Here is a 19,646-nt window from a genome sequence, read left to right on the forward strand (position 1 = left end):
AGGGAACAAGATGCAGTTAATCGTGGTAAGTGGACGTTCGGGCTCCGGTAAAACGGTAGCCCTGCGAGTGCTGGAAGATCTGGGTTACTACTGTGTGGACAACCTGCCGGTCAATCTGCTGCCCCAGCTGATTGTGTCGGTGGAGAGCCAGTATGACAAACTGGCGGTCAGCATCGATGTGCGCAACCTGCCGAGCGATCCGGAGAAACTGGAAAATCTGCTGGCACAGGTGCGCAATGAGGGGCGGGTAGAGTTCTCCAGCTTTTTCTTCGACGCTGACAATGGCACTCTGCTCAAGCGCTATGGCGAGAGCCGCCGCTTGCACCCCCTCTCACGCAACAAGCTGTCGCTGGATGAGGCAATACGTCAGGAGACCCACCTGCTGGCGCCACTCTCCTCGACCGCTGACCTGCGCATCGACACCACCACCCTCAGCATTCACGACCTGAGCGAGCTCATCAAGACCCGGGTACTCGGCAAGAAAGAGAACGAGCTGGTGCTGGTGTTCGAGTCGTTCGGCTTCAAGTATGGCATTCCCAAGGATGCCGACTTCGTGTTCGATGCTCGCTTCCTGCCCAATCCACACTGGATCCCCGAGCTCAAGCCCTTCACCGGCAAGGATGAGCCGGTCGCCAACTACCTCTCGGCGCAGGCTGACGTGATGCTGTTTACCCAGCAGATCGAGAACATGCTGGTGACCTGGTTGCCCCATCTGGAGCGCAACAATCGCAGCTACCTCACGGTCGGCATCGGTTGCACCGGCGGTCAGCACCGCTCGGTCTTTATTGCAGAGCGACTGGCCAGTGCATTCCGTTTGCTTGGCAAGAACGTGCAGATCCGCCACCGCACTCTAGACAAGAGTGCCCCCCAATCCTGACGGACCAATAGGACGACCCGATGACTGTTTCCGCCTCGGTTGAAGTGAAAAACAAGCTGGGTATTCATGCCAGACCAGCCATGATGCTGTTCGAGCTGGTGCAGGGTTTCGATGCTCACGTGCTGCTGCGCAATGAAGATGGTGTGGAGGCCGATGCTGACAGCATCATCGGCCTGCTGATGCTGGATTCCGCGCAAGGGCGGCAGGTGGAAGTACAGGTTGAGGGCCCCGAAGAGGTCGAGGCCCTGGCCGCCGTGGTGGAGCTGTTCACCTCCGGCTTCAATGAGGAGTAGTCACTCCTCGTTATATGTTATGAACCGGTACGCGCCAGCGCTTTGAAGCTGGCAAAATCGCGACAAGCCAGCAGATTCCTGCTGGCTTTTTCGTTCATCAGTGCCAGAAACAGGTCGTAGAGACCCATCGCCTCCTCGTAATCGGCTTTGCTGATGGCCAGCACGAAGATGAGCGTCGCGATTTCCCCGTTGCCCCAGTCGATCCCCTGCGGTGCCAGTACGGTGTACACCAGAGTGCGGCGCGCCAGCAGACCGAGAGAGTGGGGCAGGGCGATCCCTTCTCCCAGCATGGTGGAGACGATCCGCTCCCGCTCCTGCAGTGAGGCTCTGAAGCCGCTCTCCACCAGATCTTCCGCCTCCAGCTGATCACAGATACGGGCAAACAGTTCGGCCTGGGTAAGGGGTTCTTTGACCACCATGAAGTGGTCGGCATCGAAATATTTGTCGAGCATGTAGGGGCGGGTGCGGTCGATCAGCACCAGCTTGCCAAGCTGCTCCAGCTGGTATTGGGTCGGGAAGGGGGCAACGAGTACCACGGGGGCGTTTTTTTCGTTCACCTTGACGGTACTGATGACAAAGTCCTGCGCGATCTGCACTAGACCTTCGTAATCCCGCACCGATTCAAGTGTGGTCAGCTGCAACTGGGGATACTCTCGCTTGATACGTGCTTCCAGCACCCGGAAGGTGGCGTTGCCCGCATCGCAAAGCAATAGCGCCTGCGGGCGGCGGGTATAGCCGATATCGTAATGGCGCTCCAGCCCGACCCCGATATGGATCACCAGATAGCCGATCTCGTGGTGGGTCAGTCGGTAGGGGGTCTGCTTGATCCACTCCGAAATGGCCGCCAGCGTGATGTCGTAGGCGAGGGGGTAGTACTGCTTGATGTGATCGGCCAGCGGGTTGTGGTTGCCAATCTGGTATTTGACCCGTAGCAGCATGGCGCTGATATGGGTTTGCAGGTCGGCCCGCAGCTGTTGGTCGCCTCGCAGGTCGTAAGGGTAGTGTTGATGAATGTAGGTCAGCAGATGCTCAACCAGCTGTTCGCTCTCGGCGGCCATTGCCGGGCTGAGCTGGGGAGTATCGGCAATCAGGCGCGCCTGGATCTGGATGGCGAGACCGGCGATCTCGTCCTCTACGGGGGGCGTCAAGGTTGGCAATACCGCATATATATCGCGAGATACTGCCAGCAGCGGCAGAGTCAGATCCTCGCTGGCGAAGTGGCGCAACTCGTGACCGGATGCCTGACGCAGCAGGGCAACGGCGCAGTAGATGGTGAGCTGCTGCAAGCTCTCGTCAGCGAGACGCAGCTGATGTCGGGCAAGCTGGGCATGGATGTGATTGCCCACTACCTCCATCGTCTTGCTGGGGCAGAGGTTGGGTAGCAGGGTTTGCAACTGGTTGTTGTGCAGCAACTCCTGATAGAGCAGCTGGGTCAGGCAGGCCCGGATCGCCGTCTCCTCCCCCTGAATGCGCATCCCCAGGCGGGGTTTGCTCTCAACGCTGAGCCTGAAGTGGCTGAGCTGCTCGCGGACTTCCGTCATATCCCCCTGCAGTGCCGCCCGGCTCAGATACCAGGTATCAGCCAGCTCATCGAGCTTGATCCCCTGCTCTGCCGTCAATAGCAGGATCTGCAGGTGCAGCACCCGCTCCCGGCTGGTGCGTGGCAGGCCGCTATCCTGACCCTGGGCCGCCAGCAGAGCCTCGAACAGTCCCTGATTGTAGATTTTCAGCTGGTAGCCGCTGCCACGCTGGTGGATCAGGTGAGCGCCGTGCGTGGCAATCAGTTCGTTGAGGGTCGCCACATCGGTGCGCACCGTGCGGGTGGAGACATTGAGGCGGCGAGCCAGCTCCTCCTGTGGCAGCGGTTCGGCGTGGAGCTGGAGCAGCAGTTGATGGAGCCTGGGGTGTGGCAGCTTGATCATAGGGGGTATGCAAGACTCCTGTTGCGAGATAAAGGGTCGATGTTAACAAGTGGGTCATCAACAAGCCAGGCACCGGTCAGTGATTGAACCGGCGCCCGTGACTGCCATCAGGCCAACAGTCGTTTCACTATGGCCAGCAGAGTCCGCACATCCTCGGGGCGAGTGTGCCCGCTCGCGCTGTCGATGATGGAGCTGTAGACGTGCGGGATCACCTTCTCGACTCCGGCGTCCAGCGCAATCCGCACTATCTCCTCGAAGTTCTCCAGATCGATGCCACCGGTGGGCTCCAGCCAGAAGTTGTTGCGGGCACAAGCCTCGGCTACTGCCTGATACTCGTCGCGGCAGGCCAGCCCGCCCATGGGGAAGAACTTGACCGAGCTGCCGCCCATGTCCTTGAGCAGGGCAATGGCGGTATCGATGGGCACGATGCCATCCGGCTGCCCGGCGCTGAGTGGACCGGTGGAGATCTTCACCATGCCCGGCATGCCGGTGGGGGAGATCAGGCCGTTGACCAGCGTTTGTGACTGACCGAGCAGCGCCCTGCTGGCGCCGACACCGGTGAACACCTGGTTGACGTGCTGGGGCTGCAGTTGGCAGGCCAGCTCGGCCACCATGGCGGACTGGCGTGGATCGCCAGCGCCCAGTCCGATGGAGAGTGCGTTGTCGATAAGCTTGGCGTACTCCTTCATATCGGCAACTGCGGAGGGAATATCCGGGTAGTTTTTGGAGAGCACACCGACCAGCACGTGGCCTTCGGCTGCGTCGTACACCTCGACGGCATTCTCTTTGGAACCAGCCAGCACGTTGAGACAGACCCGATCACGGTAGTAGTTGGGGGTAAGGGACATCAGCGATTCTCCTGAACGAGGTTGGCAATGGCAGAGTGGATTTGGTCGAGCTGGGGCACGGAGACGCTGCGCACATCGATCTCGATGTGCCCCTCGTTGGCCTTGTAGCCGCGGCAGTAGATGGCAGGCGTGCCCTGTTGCAGACGGGTGACGACCTGCACTGTGGTCATGCCGATCTGCTGGTGGTCGAAGGCGATATCGGTGCGGGCAATGTCGCGTCCTGCGCTGTCCCATGCCACCTTGGCGGTGACGCCGGGCAGCTGGTTGAGGCGCTCGATGAAGGGGCTCATCTTGGCGACCATGGCGGCGCCGCTCTCTTTCTCTTTGGCCAGATAGCGCTCGATGGCGTGGGTCAGGCCGAGGATACCCTCCTTGCCCACCTTCATGGCGCGACCGATGCCATTGGCCTGCTGTTTGACCCACTCTACGTACTGACGCTTGCCGAGCACCAGCCCGCTGGTGGGCCCTTCAATGGCCTTGGCGCCGCTGTAGATGACCAGGTCAGCACCCTGGTTGTAGTAGAGGCGCAGATCCTCTTCGGCAGCCGCATCGACAATGAGCGGGAGCCCGTGGGCCTTGGCGACCTCGGCGGCCTCGGCCACCGACAGAATGCTCTTCTGCACGCAGTGGTGGGACTTGATATAGAGGATGGCTGCTGTGTTGGCATTGATGGCAGCGGCCAGTTGGGCGGGGGAGCACTCGTTGGCGTAACCGGCTTCCACTACCTTGCCGCCACCCAGATTGACCATGGTACCGACGGGGGCGCCAAAGTTGACGCTGTGCCCCTTGGGCAGCACGATTTCGCTCGGCACGTCATGAGGGTGGGCATGCAGTTGCTCGAGGCGGTAGGGATCGCCGCGCACTATCATGGCGGCGACTGACTGGGCGATGCCGGCGCTGGCACAGGAGACCACCACCGCATCTTCCACATCCAGTAAACCAGCCAGATAGGCGCCGGTCTTGTTGACCAGATCCTTCACCTCGAAGTAGTGGCCCAGGCCAAAATTGACCGCATCGACCACCTCCTGCTCGGGGGTGGAGACGCCGAGAATGGTCATGCGCCCGGAGGCGTTGATCACAGGTTTGAGCTGATATTTCTCATAAACAGAAGGCATGGTGTGATTTCCCCATAGTGAGTCAGAACCAGTTCGCCACCGACCAGGGCGGCGAGAGGCTGCAGTTGTTGGTCACCGCAGCGGGACTGGGCTTCGGTATCCATAAACAGGGTCGGGCCGCTGGTGACCTCGAACAGGGTCAGATCGGCATCGGCGCCCACCTCGAGCCGCCCCTTGCCGGAAAGGCGCAGGGCATCGGCGGCCTGATGGGTGACGCAGGCGATCACCTGCTCCAGCGTCATGCCGATGGCGAGAAACTTCGACATCACGTGAGCCAGACTGTAGACCGGCCCCTTGATGCGGTTCTTGCAGTAGATGTCGGAGCTGATGGTGCGGGGCAGGATCCCCTGTCGGATAGCCAGCTCCGCCACCTCGAAGCTGAAGCTGGCGCCGCCGTGGCCGATGTCGAGCAACAGGCCCCGTTTCATCGCCTCGCGCACCGCGACCCGCAGCTCGCCAGCCGGAGTCAGGATGCGGTTCGGTTTGCCGTTGAAGCAGTGGGTCAGCAGATCGCCATCCCCCAGCAGAGCGACTATCTCGTCCAGATCCGGCGGTGTGTTACCCACGTGCACCATCAGCGGCAGCTGGCCGTGAGCCTGTTGCAGCGCCTTGGCCATGCGCAGCGGTTGCAGGCCGTTCTCACCTACCACGCTACCGCTCATCCGCGCCTTGATGCCGACGATAAAGTCGGGGTGGCGACGAATGGCTGCCGAGGCGAGATCCATATCGAGGTCCCGGCTATCCGCCAGCTCGTTCTGGCGTAGCAGACCGATGCGGGAGATGTTGAGCAGGGCATGCACCCGGGTCTTGCAGCCCGCAGCGATCTGCTGGAAGCCATCCACATCGTCGGCTCCGGTGCTGCCCGCGTCGATGACGGTGGTGACGCCAGACTCTACGCCCACCTTGTCCGGCTCATCGTGATAGATGGGGGAGGCGGGGTAGCAGTGGGTGTGGCCGTCGATCCAGCCGGCGCTCACATGCACCCGGCCGGCGAGATCCAGTGTCTGCCGCGCCGTTGCCGTCTTCGGTAGGGAGCCGATGGCGGCGATTTTGCCCTCCCGGATGGCGATATCGACGAGCTGGCCATCTCCCTGGCGCCCCGCTTTGATGATGATGTCGTACATGCTGATAACCTCTGGCGAGCCGCCCCGCAGGGCGGCTGGTACTTACACAAGGGCGACCGGGAAGAAGGTACCCAGCAGCATGGCCCCCAGAATGGCACCGCCGGTGATGGGCTTGCCCCACACGTAGAACAGCAGGGCACCCAGCAGGGAACCTATACCGATGGGGATGGAAGCGCCCATGGCGGAGAGGATGATGAGGGGACCGAGAAAGCGGCCAGAGCTATTGCCAGCTCCCATCATCACGTCAGCACCGTAAGTGGAGTTGCTCTGGTTGATGGTGAACTTGCGCGCCAGAATGATGACGTAGCCGATGGCCAGACCAATCCCCATGCCGGTTGCCAGCGAGGCACCGAAGTTCTCCACCGGATAGACGATGCCGGCTCCCAGCAGCAGGGCGGGAACGCCCAGTCCGACCCCGGTCTGGATAGCGCCGCCGATATCCAGGATCCCCACCAGGGATCCCTCGATGATGCGGGCGAACAGGAAGCTGGCACCGAACGCGGCTACTGCGCCGTAGGCACCCGTGTCCATTCCCGCTTTCAGCATGGCGACGAAGGCTACCTCGTTGAAGGCTCCAACCCCGTACAGATAGAACATGTGGGTACCGGCAAAGACCCCGGCCGAGAGCAGGCCGACGAAGATAGGGAATGACCAGTCGGCGTACCAGAAGTTGTTTTTCAGTTTCTCATCCATGGTGTGACCCCTTATTTGCCGCTCAGCAGGTTATGGACGTTTTCCAGCCACAGGGGGACACCCATATGGAAGGATTCAATCAGTTTCATGTCGAAGCCGCGGAAGAAGCCGCTCAGCACGAACAGCAGCACGATGGCTGCCATCATCACCTTGGTGACATGGTTCCAGCCGCTCTCTTCCACACCCTTGCCGATCAGGATGCCGAGCACTAGGCCCGGTACCGCATTGCCCATGATGAGCTGTGCCAGACCGCCGAAGATGGTGGCCCAGAAACCGGATTTTTTGCCCGCCTCGATGGCGGCCAGCCAGAAGATCACCGGCATGACGGTGTTGACCAGCAGGTTGGCGGCCGGTACCAGCACCTTGACCGCAGTGACCTGCAGGGCGGCCGGGACGGCTGCGGCCGTGCTGTTGAGGAAGGCAACCACGATGGCACCTATGATGCCGCCGGCGATGGCCATCTTTTTCGGGTCGTGCAGAGTGGTGGCGAGATCCCGATTTTTGAACAGCAGTGCCGCCGTGGCCCAGTGCGGGATGATGCGGTGATCCACATCCTGGGTGAAGGCGCCTGCCGCCACGGTCGAGGCCCAGGCGTTGAAGAAGAAGCCCAGACCAAACGAGAAGTGGGAAGCGGGATCCCCCTCGCAGGAGTTAAGTTCGCCCAGAGTGCGGAAGGCACCCATGCCCTGTACGGTCGGGGCGTGGAACATCCGCGCCGCGCCGGCCCCCACCCCGACGCCAACCAGGCCGCCAATGATGAGTGACTTGATAAAAATGATTAGAAACATCCAACGTATCCTTCTTGTGGGGTTGTGCCTGCGCAGGCATCACACCTGGGTGAACGTCACCTTGGCGACATCCAGACTGGTGACCTGAACCGTGATCTCCAGCTGGACGCGGTATTCGCAGCGCTGGCGCGGCAGGAAGAAGAACAGGAACTTCTCCACCCGGACCGACTCCTCGGCTTTGAGCACCTGTACATCGACCGGCTCAATGCGCAGCAGTACCTGCTGGTTGTCCTTGAGCAGTGTGGGTTGCACCTGGCTGAGGGCGGAGGCAAACGCCTGCTGGCGGGTCGTCCCCTTGCCGTTGACGATGACCTGGGTGGTGAAGTTCTCTTTCATCAGGCGCGTCCGTGCTTCTTGGCGAAGGCTTCGACCAGCTTCTGGCCCAGCTCTTCCTTGTCCATGAAACCGAAGCCCAGCACCACGCATCCTTCGTTGATGGCGGTGACGCCCTCTTCAACAGAGCGCATGCCGTAACGGCACTTGTAGCCGTATTTGGTCTGGGCGGTGATGGCCCCTGCGCCGCCGCTGCCGCAGAAGGAGATGCCGAGATCCGCCTGCTCCTTGTTCATCACATCGCCGAGCTTCATGTCAGCGGCCATGCCTGGGATGATGGTCACGTTGGCCCCGGCAGCTTCCGCGCCTGCGCCCACTTTCTGACCCTTGCCGAGACGGTCTCCAATCACGAGTTTGATGGCTGTCATATCGATTTCTCCTTGAGTTACGGGTTCTGCACCGAGCTGAGTTCGTTTTCTTTGGCGACTTCAAAATGGACGGACAAGAGGTGTGCCTCCTCATAAGCAAGCTGATCCAGCCAGCTGACGACCTGTTCGGCGAGACGCAGTGAGAGGGGGGAGATCTCTTCAAACAGGCTGAGGTCAACTTCTGGCAGGGGCTCGCCGCTGTGGGAGCGCCACACCATGGCTTTGACATGGGAGGCCAGCATCTGCCGTTGCACCTCGTTGGGGATGATGCCCTGTTCGGCCAGCAGGGGATAAATGCGCGCGAGGATATGATCGGTCTGGCGCAGCAACTCCGGGCTGTTCGGGGTCAGGTTCTGGTCGTGAGTCTCTGTTTGCAATGTCTGCTCTCCAAGGCTGGCAGAAGGTATGGAGTTACCCTAAGCCTGCGCGTCGATCTGGAGGAGGCAGTGTTTTTCCGATTCGAAGCGGAAATTCCTGAGGAAATGGCCCCGAAGTGAGCGTTTGGATACTAAAAAGACAAAAAGAGTGCTTATTGGGACCGGTTTTGTGTGATCGGTAGCGCACAAATCGGGGGGCAGGGGCAGGGCAAGCGTTGCGGGAAACTGTGAGTCATCTCACGGTAGAGACGTTGCCGAGAGGGTAGATATGGAAAAGGGCGGTTTCCCGCCCTTCTCATAACAAGGAGTGACGCTAGCTGGCCGATGCGGCGCTCGAGCTGGCCGTTCTCTGCTGATAGCGCAGGTCTTCCTCTATGGTGACCACCACTTCCAGCGGCTTGCCGGAGCGGAATACCGAGATGGTCAGCTTGGTGCCGGGGCGGCTCTCGACAATCTTGTCCATGGCGCTGCGTACGCCACTAATGGCCTCTCCGTTGATCTTGAGCAGCACATCCCCTCGCTGCAGGCCGCCTTTGGCCGCCGGGCCGTTGGGATCCAGACTTTCCACCACCAGACCACGCAGGTCGCCGAGGTTCATCATCCGCGCGACTATGGGGTTGATCTCGACACTGGAGATCCCGAGGTAGCCGCGGATCACCCGGCCGTTGGCGATCAGCTCATCCATGATCCGTTTGGCCAGCCGGTAGGGGATGGCGAAGCTGATGCCGTAGCTCTCCTGATTGCCGTTGAGGTGATAGGTGGCGGTGTTGATACCCACCAGATCGCCACGACCGTTGACCAGCGCGCCGCCCGAGTTGCCCTCGTTGATGGCGGCATCGGTCTGCAGCAGATCCTGACGGCCATTGCTGTCGGGCCCCATACTGGAGAGGCCGGTACGGCCGGTCGCACTTATGATGCCCTGGGTGATGGTCTGGCCGACGTTGTAGGGGTTGCCGATGGCGAGCACCACATCCCCCACTTCTGGCAGTCGCTCGGGATCCTGCGGGATCACCGGCAGGTTGTCTGACTCGATATAGAGCACGGCGAGGTCGGTGAGCTGGTCGGTGCCGACCAGCTCGGCACTGAAGACGCGGCCATCCTGCAACGCGACGATGATCTGGTCGGCATCGGCGATGACGTGGTAGTTGGTCAGTACATAGCCGCGCTGGTTCATGATGACGCCAGAACCCAGCCCTTGCGGGCGCAGTTCTCCCTGATTGCCCTGATTGGGGGCAAAGCTGCGGGTGTAGATGTTGACGACGGCGGGGCCTGCCCGATGGGCGGCATAGGAGAAACTCAGTTCACGGGCATTGGTGATGATGCCGGGCAGTTGGGCACCACCGCGAAAATGGGGAAACAGCAGCAACAGCAGCGCCGCGACGGTCAATCCAAAACCGACAGACTTGCCCAAGTAACTGACTAAAGGGGGGATTTTCATGTCATTCTCATCCGTACAGGCTGCGCGCAGAGAATAACACTATCGATGGATAAAAATCACCCGCGGTGAAGACCGCGGGTGATGGAGGGGTTGGCGAACAACTTGAGCGTTAGCGGATCACCAGATAGAGCGAGGAGTCGCCGCGCTGGATGTTGAGTGCCAGCACGTCAGGCTTGTTCTTGAGCGCCTTGGTCAGCTCGCCCAGGGTGTTGATGCGCAGGCGGTTGACCCCGATGATGATGTCACCCTTCTGCAGGCCGGAAGCAGCTGCCGGAGAGCGAGGATCAATATCGGCCACCGCAACACCGGAGACCGGGTCGGTAGTGGTGCTCAGCTTGGCCCCTTCCAGTGCCGGATGTAGCGCGCTGGCGCGTACTTCGCTGTCATCGGCCTGCTTCAGGGTCACTTTGGCAGTTTGCGACTTGCCATCGCGGATCAGTCCCAGCTCGACCTGCTTGCCAGCGCCCATGGTGGCAATCTTGGCGCGCAGTTCGCCGAAGGAGCGAACCGGTTTGCCATCGATGCTGACGATGATATCGCCAGCCTTGATGCCCGCCTTGTCGGCCGCCGAATCAGGCATGACCTGATTGACGAAGGCACCATCCTTCTTGTTGTAACCGAAGGTTTTGGCGATGTCAGAGGTGAGCTCGGTGCCGGTAATACCCAGCTGGCCGCGACGCACTTCACCGTACTTGACGATCTGCTCGGTCAGATCCCGCACCATGTTGGAAGGGATGGCAAAGCCGATGCCAATGTTGCCGCCGTTCGGGCCCAGAATCGCGGTGTTGATACCGATCAGCTCGCCACGCAGGTTGAGCAGGGCACCGCCGGAGTTACCGGAGTTGATGGCCGCATCGGTCTGGATGAAGTTCTCCAGATTCTCGATGTTGAGGCCGCTGCGACCCAGTGCGCTGACGATACCGGAGGTGACGGTCTGACCCAGCCCAAACGGGTTGCCGATGGCCAGCGCATAGTCACCCACCCGCAGCTCGTCGGAGTCGGCAAACTTGATCTGCACCAGATCCTCGGCCTTGATTTGCAGCAGGGCGATGTCGGACTGCTTGTCTTCACCGATCTTCTTGGCCGCGTACTCACGACCATCCTTCAGATTGACCTTGATCTCGTCCGCCTCGTGCACCACGTGGGCGTTGGTGATCACGTAACCCTTCTTGGCATCGACGATGACACCGGAGCCGAGCGCCTGAAACGGCTGCTCGCTCACCTGTTCATCGGGCATGTTGGGGCCGAAGAAGAACTTGAACTGTTCCGGCAGACGCTGACGGGTAATTTTTTTGCCAGAAACCGAGATATTGACCACCGCCGGGGTGACCTGTTCAAGAACAGGCGCCAGGCTTGGCATCTCCTGATTTGAACCTAACAGGGAAGGCAGTGCAGCCTGAGCAGGGGCCGCAGACATGGCGATACCGACACTGAGGGCTAGCACACTGAGCATGGAAAGAGGTTTACGCATATGAAAAACAGCTCCCAGAAAAAGTTGCATTGCAATCGTCAAGGTCAGACCACGGGACTGGCCAATTAGTTCCGCGAGGAACTAGTTTGGTTGCTTGAGCAGTCCGGAAGAGGCGCCAGCATAGTCGCGAGGCGGAACACCCGGCTCTTCTGCCACATTGGCAGGGGCTTCTTCTACCAATGACTCGCGGAACAGCGGTTCCTGCGCCTTGGCTAGGAATTTGCTCTGCTCGGCCATGTGGCGATAGAGGGTCTGATACTGCTCGGCCAGTTGCTCCATCAGGGCGGCACTGTCGGCGAAGTGGGTGTTGATCTGGCCCTGATAACTCTCGAGCTCCTTGTGGGCCTTCTTCAGTTCCTGTTCCAGACGGCCAGCATCGCGGCTACGCACCGAAAAACGGCCGAGAACGATACCGATAATCAAGGCCGCGACAGCCAGCAGGATCCCAGTTAACAGACTCATAGATGCTCCTTGTTACAGCTAAAACAGAGTGGGTTTATGCGGTCGTCATAACCGCCATGCCTTGATGGCACTATACCGTGCGTCCTGAGGCCGTGATACCATTTTGTCCTCGATTCAGGGACTTGGAGAGGCGCTCAAGGATGACACCGCAGCAAAAATACCAGCAGGATCTGCTGCGCCCCGGCTTTGTGGCCGACCCCGCGCAGGGGATGGCCATTAGCAGGCTGGAGCGACTGTATCAGGATTTGCTACGGCGCCCGACTCCGACCAGATCTCGAGGGCTGCTGGGTTGGCTGCAAAAGCCCAAGCCGCCGGAGCCTGTCCTCGGTATCTATATGTGGGGCGGAGTGGGCCGAGGCAAGACCTGGCTGATGGATACTTTTTTCGACAGCCTGCCGGGGACGCGCAAGATGCGCAGCCATTTCCACCGCTTCATGCACCGCATTCACGATGAGCTGCAGGGGCTGAGCGGGCAGTCCGACCCCCTCAAGCTGGTGGCCAGCAAGCTTGCCAGTGAAACAGACATCATCTGTTTCGACGAATTTTTTGTCTCAGACATCACCGACGCCATGTTGCTGGGTACGCTGTTCCAGGAGCTGTTTGGTCACGGTGTTGTGCTGGTCGCCACTTCGAATATTCCGCCGCAGGATCTTTATCGCAACGGGCTGCAGCGAGCCCGTTTTCTGCCAGCTATCGAGCTTATCGAGCGTCATTGCGAGGTACTTAACGTGGATGGCGGTATCGACTATCGCCTGCGTACGCTGGAACAAGCGGAGATTTATCACTGCCCGCTGGACTTGCAGGCAAAAGCCAATCTTGACCACTATTTTCAGCAATTAACCGGTGGGCACACGGCTTGCGAGGGGACGTTCGAGGTCAATCATCGTCAGCTGGCGTCGCTCGGGATGGGGGAAGGGGTGCTCTATATGGAATTTGAGCAACTTTGTTGTACTCCCCGCTCCCAGAACGACTATATCGAGCTGGCCAGGCTGTTCCATACCGTTCTGCTGGCCAATGTGCAACCAATGGGCACAGGCACGGATGACGCGGCTCGCCGCTTCATTGCCATGGTCGATGAGTTCTACGAACGGCACGTCAAACTCATCATGTCGGCGGCTGTTCCCATGGCAGAACTCTACGGCGAAGGGCTGCTGAATTTCGAATTCAAACGCTGTCTTTCGCGGCTTCAGGAAATGCAATCGCACGAATACCTTGCCAGAGTGCACCTTCCTTAGTCACAATACCGCGCCTGCCAGTCGGATGGGCATCTGCGGCAGGTAGGGCCGGGCGACATTTGCTGGTTTCATGGCAGTGAAATTAGCAGGTGATATTTAAGGCAACTTCACTTATAATCGCCCGGCCCACGTTACAGCTGTCGATAAGACAGCAACACTTTAAGCTTTACTTGTATTCGAAGGGGTACAGGTAGGCCATCGTTTGTTGTTTGTGGGAGAGCCCCCATAAGCAATTGGGTCTGTAACAGGTAATTGGGTTTAACTTAATGAAAACTTTCGTTGCCAAGCCAGAAACCGTAAAACGTGACTGGTACATTGTGGACGCAGAAGGTAAAACTCTGGGTCGTATCGCAACCGAGATCGCTGCTCGTCTGCGTGGTAAGCACAAAGCTGAGTACACTCCGCACGTTGACACCGGTGATTACATCATCGTTGTAAACGCTGAGAAGGTACACGTAACCGGTAAGAAATTTACCGACAAAATGTACCACGCTCACTCCGGTTTCCCGGGTGGTATCAAGTCAATCAGCTTCGACAAGCTGATTCAGCGTAAACCGGAAATGGTAATCGAAGCAGCCGTCAAAGGCATGCTGCCGAAAGGTCCTCTGGGCCGTGCCATGTTCCGTAAACTGAAAGTTTACGCAGGCGCCGAGCATGCTCATGCTGCTCAGCAACCTCAAGTACTGGATATCTAATCGGGAACTGGCAACATGGCAGAAAATCAATACTACGGTACCGGCCGTCGCAAAAGCTCCACTGCTCGCGTATTTATCAAAGCGGGTAGCGGCAAGATCGTAATCAACCAGCGCTCCCTGGAGCAGTACTTCGGCCGTCCGACTGCCCGCATGGTAGTTCGTCAGCCGCTGGAACTGGTTGAGATGACCGAGAAACTGGACCTGTACATCACCGTTAATGGTGGTGGCATCTCCGGTCAAGCTGGTGCGATCCGCCACGGTATCACTCGTGCTCTGATGCAGTACGACGAAACCCTGCGTTCCGAACTGCGTAAAGCTGGCTTTGTTACTCGTGATGCCCGTAAGGTTGAGCGTAAGAAAGTTGGTCTGCACAAAGCTCGTAAGCGTCCGCAGTACTCCAAGCGTTAATTCGCTTTTGGTACTAACTCTTTCGAGTGTCAAAAAAGCCTGGCAACCGCCAGGCTTTTTTTATTGGTAATATTACCGACATCAATGCTAACCACGCGTCACAAAAGACAAAAAATTGTTTCTTTATTGTTTTCATTGCTCATCGCTCTTTCTTGTCAAGTTGTTATCTTTTCTTTAAAATTTCCCCTGTTTTCTGTGGCAATTGTAAATCCAGCTTCCGCCGCTGTTGTCACGGGAAAAATGGGGAACAGGGACACTATAAGAATGTGCGGAGTCCACATGGGAGAGTTTTTGGATGAGCAATGCGCCAGTTGATACCGGTCGCCGCAGATTTCTTACCTGGTCAACGGTTGCCGTTGGTGGGGTAGGAGCTGCGTTTACCGCAGTGCCGTTTATAAAGTCATGGAATCCGAGCGCCAAGGCCAAAGCAGCCGGTGCGCCGGTTGAAGTCGATATCAGCAAGTTGGAACCGGGTCAGCTCATCCGTGTCGAGTGGCGAGGCAAGCCTGTCTGGGTGGTGAAACGCACCAAACAGACGCTGGATGCCTTGGCCGCGCATGATGACAAGCTGCGGGATCCCTCATCTGAAGAGCCGCAGCAGCCTGACTATGCCCATAACGGGTACAGATCGATTAAGCCCGAAATTTTTGTCGCGGTCGGTATTTGCACCCACTTGGGGTGTTCACCTTCCTATCTGCCTGACAGCTTTGGCGAGCAGGTGCAGGGCGTTACGTCCGGCTTCTTCTGCCCGTGCCATGGCTCCAAGTTCGACATGGCCGGCCGTGTGTTCCAGGGGGTGCCTGCACCGCTGAACCTGGTCATTCCGCCCTATCAATTCATTAATGACACCACCATCCAGGTCGGTGCCGATGGCAAGGAGGCCTGACCATGTTGAGTAAACTGATGGGCTGGATCGATTATCGATTCCCGCTCACGGCCATGTACAACGACCACATGGCCAAGTATCCGGCACCGAAGAATCTGAACTTCTGGTACTTCTTCGGCTCGCTGGCCATGCTGGTGCTGGTCAACCAGATCATCACCGGTATCTGGCTGACCATGAACTACAACCCCTCCGCGGAAGGTGCGTTTGCCTCCGTGGAGTACATCATGCGCGATGTGGAGTACGGCTGGTTGCTGCGTTACATGCACTCAACCGGTGCGTCTGCATTCTTCATCGTGGTCTACATGCACATGTTCCGCGGCATGATCTATGGCTCTTATCAGAAGCCTCGTGAACTGCTGTGGATCTTCGGCATGCTGATCTTCCTGGTGCTGATGGCGGAAGCCTTTATGGGCTACTTGTTGCCCTGGGGCCAGATGTCATTCTGGGGTGCTCAGGTCATCATCTCGCTGTTTGGCGCCATTCCGGTCATCGGTGACGATCTGACCCTGTGGATCCGCGGTGACTACGTGATCTCTGGTGCGACCCTTAACCGCTTCTTTGCGCTGCACGTCATTGCGTTGCCGCTGGTGCTGGTGATGCTGGTTGCCATGCACATTCTGGCGCTGCACGAAGTAGGATCCAACAACCCGGACGGTATCGACATCAAGAAGCACAAGGACGAAAACGGCTGGCCGCTGGATGCGGTGGCGTTCCACCCTTACTTCACCGTCAAGGATATGATCGGTGTGGCAGGCTTCCTGTTCTTCTTCTGCGCCATCATCTTCTTCAAACCGGATATGTGGGGTTACTTCCTCGAGAAGCCGAACTTTGAAGTGGCCAACGGCCTGAAAACCCCGGAGCACATCGCGCCTGTGTGGTACTTCACGCCGTTTTACGCCATTTTGCGGGCGGTGCCGGACAAGCTGCTTGGCGTCATCATGATGGGTCTCTCCATCGTGGTGCTGTTCTTGCTGCCGTGGCTGGATCGCTGCAAGGTGCGCTCGGTGCGTTATCGCAGCATGCTGCACAAGCTGAACATTGCCCAGTTTGTGGTCTGCTTCATCATCCTGGGGGTGTTGGGGGTGCTGCCATCGACGCCGACGTTGACGCTGGTTGCCCAGATCTGTTCACTGGGATATTTCGGGTTCTTCGTCCTGCTGTTCTTCTATAGCAAGAATGAAAGCACCAAGCCGCTGCCGGAGAGGGTGACATTTAAATGAAAAGAATAATATTTGCAGTGCTGACCCTGCTGCCATCTCTGGTATTTGCAAGTGGCGGAGCTGTTCATCTGGACAAAGCCAATTACGATCTGAGTGACAAGGCATCGCTGCAACGCGGCGCGGCCACCTTCATGAACTATTGCGCCGGATGCCACTCTACCCAGTATCAGCGCTATAACCGGGTCGCAGAAGATCTCGGGATCCCCGAAGATTTGATGAAAGAGAACCTGATTTTCACCGGTGCAAAGGTCGGTGATCTGATGAAGAGCGCAATGTCAGAGAAGGATGCCGCCAAGTGGTTTGGTGCGCCGCCCCCCGATCTGACACTGGTTGCCCGGGTGCGCGGTGCAGACTGGATCTACACCTATCTGCGTTCCTTCTACGTGGATGAGACCCGTCCGTTCGGGGTGAACAACGCCGTGTTCCCGTCCGTGGGCATGCCCCATGTGCTGGAGCCGTTGCAGGGAACCCCCCGTGCCGAGTTCGCTACTCACACGGTCGACGGAGTGGAAACCCAGCAGGTTGTCAGCATCAAATCTGACGGTAATGGTGAAATGGATGACGAAGAGTATGATCAGACGGTACTGGATCTGGTAAACTTCTTGGTCTACTCGGCTGAACCGGTACAACAGGAGCGTGAACGCATGGGCTTCTGGGTGCTTGGATTCATCGTGATCTTCTTCATCTTCACTGTGCTGTTGAAGAAGGAATTCTGGCGCGACGTTCACTAAGCGACCAGATACGGGTAATATAATGCACGGCAATGAAGACCAAGATGCTTCATTGCCGTTTCTGCTTTTTAATGACGGGAGGGTTCAATGGCTGTAGCTGCCAATAAGCGTTCGGTAATGACGCTGTTTTCCGGTGCCAACGATATGTTCAGCCATCAGGTGCGTATTGTCCTGGCGGAGAAGGGTGTTAGCGTGGATATCTGCCAGGTTGATCCAGCCAATCTGCCGGATGAGCTGGCCGAGCTGAACCCGTACAACTCTGTACCGACCCTGGTTGATCGTGAGCTGGCACTCTACACCTCGCGCATCATCATGGAGTATCTGGACGAGCGCTTCCCGCATCCGCCCCTGATGCCTGTTTACCCGGTTGCCCGTGGTAACAGCCGTCTGATGATGCACCGCATCGAGCTGGACTGGTACTCATTGGCCGACAAGATCATGGCCGGTACCGATGCTGAAGCGGCACGCAACGAACTGCGTGACAACCTGCTGGCCATCGCGCCGATCTTCGGTGAAATGCCCTATTTCATGAGCGAAGAGTTCGGTCTGGTGGATTGCTACATGGCACCGCTGCTGTGGCGTCTGCCGAGCCTTGGCATCGACCTGACCGGTCGTGGTGCCAAAGAGCTGAAGGCCTACATGGTTCGTCTGTTCGAGCGTGAGTCCTTCCAGGCTTCCCTGACCGAAGCCGAACGCGAGATCCGTGCTGGCGTATGAGCATGGAACCGACAATGACACCGAGCCGCCCGTACTTGTTACGGGCGTTCTTTGACTGGTTGCTGGACAACGATCTGACCCCTCATCTGGTGGTCAACGTCAACATTCCCCATGTGATGGTGCCGATGCAATTTGCTCAGGACGGGCAAATTGTACTGAATATCGCGCCCCGAGCCGTGATGCAATTTCACATGGATAACGAGGCTATCAGCTTCAGTGCCCGCTTTGGCGGGGTCTCCCAGCAGGTTTACATCCCGATGGCAGCCGTACTGGCTATTCATGCCCGGGAGAACGGCGTGGGCACCATGTTCCCGCCTGAGCCGGGTTACGACATATGGCTGGAGCAGGCCGAAGCGCCGGTGGAGCCTGAGCCGGAACCGCCGCGTCCAAGCGGTCGTCCGACCCTGAAGGTGATCAAATAAAAAACGCAGCCGATTGGCTGCGTTTTTTTATGTGCGGTCGAGCTTAGTTCTGGGCGAACTCGAAGGCCTTGATCACGCGCTTCACGCCGGTGACATGGCGGGCGATGTTGACTGCCTGCTCTCCCTCCTGACGAGTCACCAGACCAATCAGGAACACCTCGCCGTTCTCGGTGACCACCTTGACCTTGGTGCTGTCGAAGTTCTTGGTGCCGAACATGTCGGCTTTCACCTTGGAGGTGATCCAGGAGTCATTGCTGCGGGTGGTGAAACTGGCAGGTTGGCCGATGCGCAATTCGTTGTAGACGTGGCGCACCCCTTCGATGCGACTGACAATTTTGCCTGCCTCAATCTTGTAAACGTCAGAAGGTGTCTGGCCGACCAGCAGAACGCGACCATTGTTGCTGTAGACGCTGATCTTGCTGGCTGCACTGAGGGGTTTGTTGTCGGCCAGCAGATTGGCCGCTTTCAGCTCTATGGTCTGGTCATCCCACTGCGCGCCCAGCGTTCGGCGATCGCCAGAGGCCTTGGCAGTCCCTGCTGCGCCGCCAACAACCAGGGCTGCGCAGCCTTGCAGCAGCAGGGTGCTAACCAGCAGACCGAGCAGGATAGTGTGCTTTTTCATGGTTTCAATCTTCCTGTTGCGGGAAAAGTGTCTGGTCGATGAGATCACACAGGCAGTGCAGGGTCAACAGGTTCACTTCCAGAATGCGAGGGCGACGGGCGGAGGGAACACGGATCTCCACATCGTTCGGGCCGAGCAGACCTGCCATTTCGCCACCGTCACCCCCGCTCAGCACCACTATGGTCATGTCGCGGGAGAGGGCGGCCTCGGCGGCCTTGATCAGGCTGCGGCTGTGGCCGGAAGTGGTGATGACCACCAGAATGTCGCCAGGTTGGCCCAGCGCGCGGATCTGCTTGGCGTAGACCTCTTCAAAACCGTGGTCGGTGGCGATGGCACTGATGGTCGCCATGTCCGGGGTCAGGGCCATGCCGGGCAGGGAGGGGCGCTGGGTCTCGTAGCAGTTGACCAGCTCGGAGATGAACAGTTGCGCCAGTGCGGCAGAAGGACCGTTACCGCATGCCAGCACCTTGTGGCCATTGAGCAGGCAGATGGTGATCATCTGGGCTGCAGTATGGATGGCATCCGGCAACGCCTCGGCGGCGGCTATCTTGGTCTGGATGCTTTCGGTGTAGTTTTCTTTGATGCGGTCAGTCATAGGGTC

23 protein-coding genes and 1 pseudogene are annotated in these 19,646 nt (G+C 58.6%); 10 read left to right on the top strand and 14 right to left on the bottom strand.

Annotated elements, in window-relative coordinates:
- Nucleotides 1-10 precede the first annotated feature (10 nt).
- Together rapZ and npr are read left to right on the top strand one after the other, a co-directional pair.
- Nucleotides 11-877 carry an RNase adapter RapZ gene (gene rapZ, locus WBR25_RS01675; RefSeq protein WP_124928328.1) on the top strand — a complete coding sequence of 289 codons (867 nt, stop codon included), beginning with the start codon at nucleotides 11-13 and terminating at the stop codon, nucleotides 875-877.
- 20 nt (nucleotides 878-897) lie between these two features.
- Nucleotides 898-1,170, top strand: coding sequence for a PTS phosphocarrier protein NPr (npr, locus tag WBR25_RS01680; RefSeq protein WP_005336318.1), 273 nt, complete (start codon nucleotides 898-900; stop codon nucleotides 1,168-1,170).
- Nucleotides 1,171-1,187: 17 nt separating this feature from the next.
- Here the strand turns inward: npr and WBR25_RS01685 are convergent, their stop codons facing one another.
- The 12 genes and pseudogenes from WBR25_RS01685 to WBR25_RS01740 form a co-directional block, all read right to left on the bottom strand.
- Nucleotides 1,188-3,092, bottom strand: coding sequence for a BglG family transcription antiterminator (locus tag WBR25_RS01685; RefSeq protein ID WP_371166868.1), 1,905 nt, complete (start codon nucleotides 3,090-3,092; stop codon nucleotides 1,188-1,190).
- Nucleotides 3,093-3,199: 107 nt separating this feature from the next.
- Entirely contained in the window at nucleotides 3,200-3,940 is a 741-nt protein-coding gene (dagF, locus tag WBR25_RS01690) for a 2-dehydro-3-deoxy-phosphogluconate aldolase (protein WP_042079669.1), read from the bottom strand.
- Nucleotides 3,940-5,055 (bottom strand): DgaE family pyridoxal phosphate-dependent ammonia lyase, encoded by a 1,116-nt coding sequence (locus WBR25_RS01695; RefSeq protein ID WP_479749304.1) that lies wholly within the window; start codon nucleotides 5,053-5,055, stop codon nucleotides 3,940-3,942. The genes dagF and WBR25_RS01695 overlap by 1 nt, the downstream gene beginning before the upstream one ends.
- Nucleotides 5,039-6,179, bottom strand: a pseudogene (locus WBR25_RS01700) (amidohydrolase/deacetylase family metallohydrolase). Before WBR25_RS01700 ends, WBR25_RS01695 begins: the two are co-directional and overlap by 17 nt.
- A 42-nt stretch (nucleotides 6,180-6,221) precedes the next feature.
- Nucleotides 6,222-6,872, bottom strand: a complete 651-nt coding sequence (locus tag WBR25_RS01705) for a DUF4310 family protein (protein WP_005355144.1) — start codon at nucleotides 6,870-6,872, stop codon at nucleotides 6,222-6,224.
- Nucleotides 6,873-6,883: 11 nt separating this feature from the next.
- Entirely contained in the window at nucleotides 6,884-7,660 is a 777-nt protein-coding gene (locus WBR25_RS01710; protein WP_005341754.1) for a DUF4311 domain-containing protein, read from the bottom strand.
- A 39-nt stretch (nucleotides 7,661-7,699) separates the two neighbouring features.
- Nucleotides 7,700-7,996 (bottom strand): DUF4312 family protein, encoded by a 297-nt coding sequence (locus WBR25_RS01715; protein WP_201992401.1) that lies wholly within the window; start codon nucleotides 7,994-7,996, stop codon nucleotides 7,700-7,702.
- Nucleotides 7,996-8,361: an SFCGS family glycine-rich protein gene (locus tag WBR25_RS01720; protein WP_005355141.1), complete on the bottom strand. Its 366-nt coding sequence runs from the start codon at nucleotides 8,359-8,361 to the stop codon at nucleotides 7,996-7,998. Before WBR25_RS01720 ends, WBR25_RS01715 begins: the two co-directional genes overlap by 1 nt.
- A 17-nt stretch (nucleotides 8,362-8,378) precedes the next feature.
- Complete coding sequence (locus WBR25_RS01725) at nucleotides 8,379-8,738, bottom strand: transcriptional regulator (protein WP_421321779.1); 360 nt, start codon at nucleotides 8,736-8,738, stop codon at nucleotides 8,379-8,381.
- A gap of 313 nt (nucleotides 8,739-9,051) precedes the next feature.
- Nucleotides 9,052-10,176 (bottom strand): outer membrane-stress sensor serine endopeptidase DegS, encoded by a 1,125-nt coding sequence (gene degS, locus WBR25_RS01730; RefSeq protein WP_005336297.1) that lies wholly within the window; start codon nucleotides 10,174-10,176, stop codon nucleotides 9,052-9,054.
- 109 nt (nucleotides 10,177-10,285) lie between these two features.
- The gene (locus tag WBR25_RS01735) at nucleotides 10,286-11,647 is read right to left on the bottom strand and encodes a Do family serine endopeptidase (RefSeq protein ID WP_005336295.1); all 1,362 of its coding nucleotides are present in this window, start codon (nucleotides 11,645-11,647) and stop codon (nucleotides 10,286-10,288) included.
- Between the two features lie 81 nt (nucleotides 11,648-11,728).
- Nucleotides 11,729-12,109, bottom strand: coding sequence for a Z-ring associated ZapG family protein (locus WBR25_RS01740; RefSeq protein WP_005356646.1), 381 nt, complete (start codon nucleotides 12,107-12,109; stop codon nucleotides 11,729-11,731).
- Nucleotides 12,110-12,249: 140 nt separating this feature from the next.
- Here WBR25_RS01740 and zapE point away from each other — a divergent pair, with 140 nt between their 5' ends.
- The 8 genes from zapE to WBR25_RS01780 all read left to right on the top strand — a co-directional run bounded on the left by zapE (nucleotide 12,250) and on the right by WBR25_RS01780 (nucleotide 18,423).
- Complete coding sequence (gene zapE, locus WBR25_RS01745; RefSeq protein WP_440001622.1) at nucleotides 12,250-13,344, top strand: cell division protein ZapE; 1,095 nt, start codon at nucleotides 12,250-12,252, stop codon at nucleotides 13,342-13,344.
- Between the two features lie 266 nt (nucleotides 13,345-13,610).
- Entirely contained in the window at nucleotides 13,611-14,039 is a 429-nt protein-coding gene (gene rplM, locus WBR25_RS01750; protein WP_005336289.1) for a 50S ribosomal protein L13, read from the top strand.
- A gap of 15 nt (nucleotides 14,040-14,054) precedes the next feature.
- Complete coding sequence (gene rpsI / locus WBR25_RS01755; protein WP_005336286.1) at nucleotides 14,055-14,447, top strand: 30S ribosomal protein S9; 393 nt, start codon at nucleotides 14,055-14,057, stop codon at nucleotides 14,445-14,447.
- A 295-nt stretch (nucleotides 14,448-14,742) separates the two neighbouring features.
- Nucleotides 14,743-15,333, top strand: a complete 591-nt coding sequence (gene petA, locus WBR25_RS01760) for a ubiquinol-cytochrome c reductase iron-sulfur subunit (protein WP_005336284.1) — start codon at nucleotides 14,743-14,745, stop codon at nucleotides 15,331-15,333.
- 2 nt (nucleotides 15,334-15,335) lie between these two features.
- Complete coding sequence (locus tag WBR25_RS01765; RefSeq protein ID WP_005336282.1) at nucleotides 15,336-16,553, top strand: cytochrome b; 1,218 nt, start codon at nucleotides 15,336-15,338, stop codon at nucleotides 16,551-16,553.
- Complete coding sequence (locus WBR25_RS01770; protein ID WP_005336280.1) at nucleotides 16,550-17,284, top strand: cytochrome c1; 735 nt, start codon at nucleotides 16,550-16,552, stop codon at nucleotides 17,282-17,284. Before WBR25_RS01765 ends, WBR25_RS01770 begins: the two co-directional genes overlap by 4 nt.
- Before the next feature lie 87 nt (nucleotides 17,285-17,371).
- On the top strand, nucleotides 17,372-18,001 hold the full coding sequence (sspA, locus tag WBR25_RS01775) for a stringent starvation protein SspA (protein WP_005336279.1): 630 nt from the start codon (nucleotides 17,372-17,374) through the stop codon (nucleotides 17,999-18,001).
- Entirely contained in the window at nucleotides 17,998-18,423 is a 426-nt protein-coding gene (locus tag WBR25_RS01780; protein WP_005336278.1) for a ClpXP protease specificity-enhancing factor, read from the top strand. The genes sspA and WBR25_RS01780 overlap by 4 nt, the downstream gene beginning before the upstream one ends.
- Nucleotides 18,424-18,466: 43 nt before the next feature.
- Here the strand turns inward: WBR25_RS01780 and dolP are convergent, their stop codons facing one another.
- Together dolP and WBR25_RS01790 are read right to left on the bottom strand one after the other, a co-directional pair.
- Nucleotides 18,467-19,045: a division/outer membrane stress-associated lipid-binding lipoprotein gene (gene dolP / locus WBR25_RS01785; protein WP_005336277.1), complete on the bottom strand. Its 579-nt coding sequence runs from the start codon at nucleotides 19,043-19,045 to the stop codon at nucleotides 18,467-18,469.
- Nucleotides 19,046-19,049: 4 nt separating this feature from the next.
- Nucleotides 19,050-19,640: a D-sedoheptulose-7-phosphate isomerase gene (locus WBR25_RS01790; protein ID WP_005336275.1), complete on the bottom strand. Its 591-nt coding sequence runs from the start codon at nucleotides 19,638-19,640 to the stop codon at nucleotides 19,050-19,052.
- Nucleotides 19,641-19,646 lie beyond the last annotated feature (6 nt).

It is taken from the genome of Aeromonas sp. MTB, assembly GCF_056632455.1.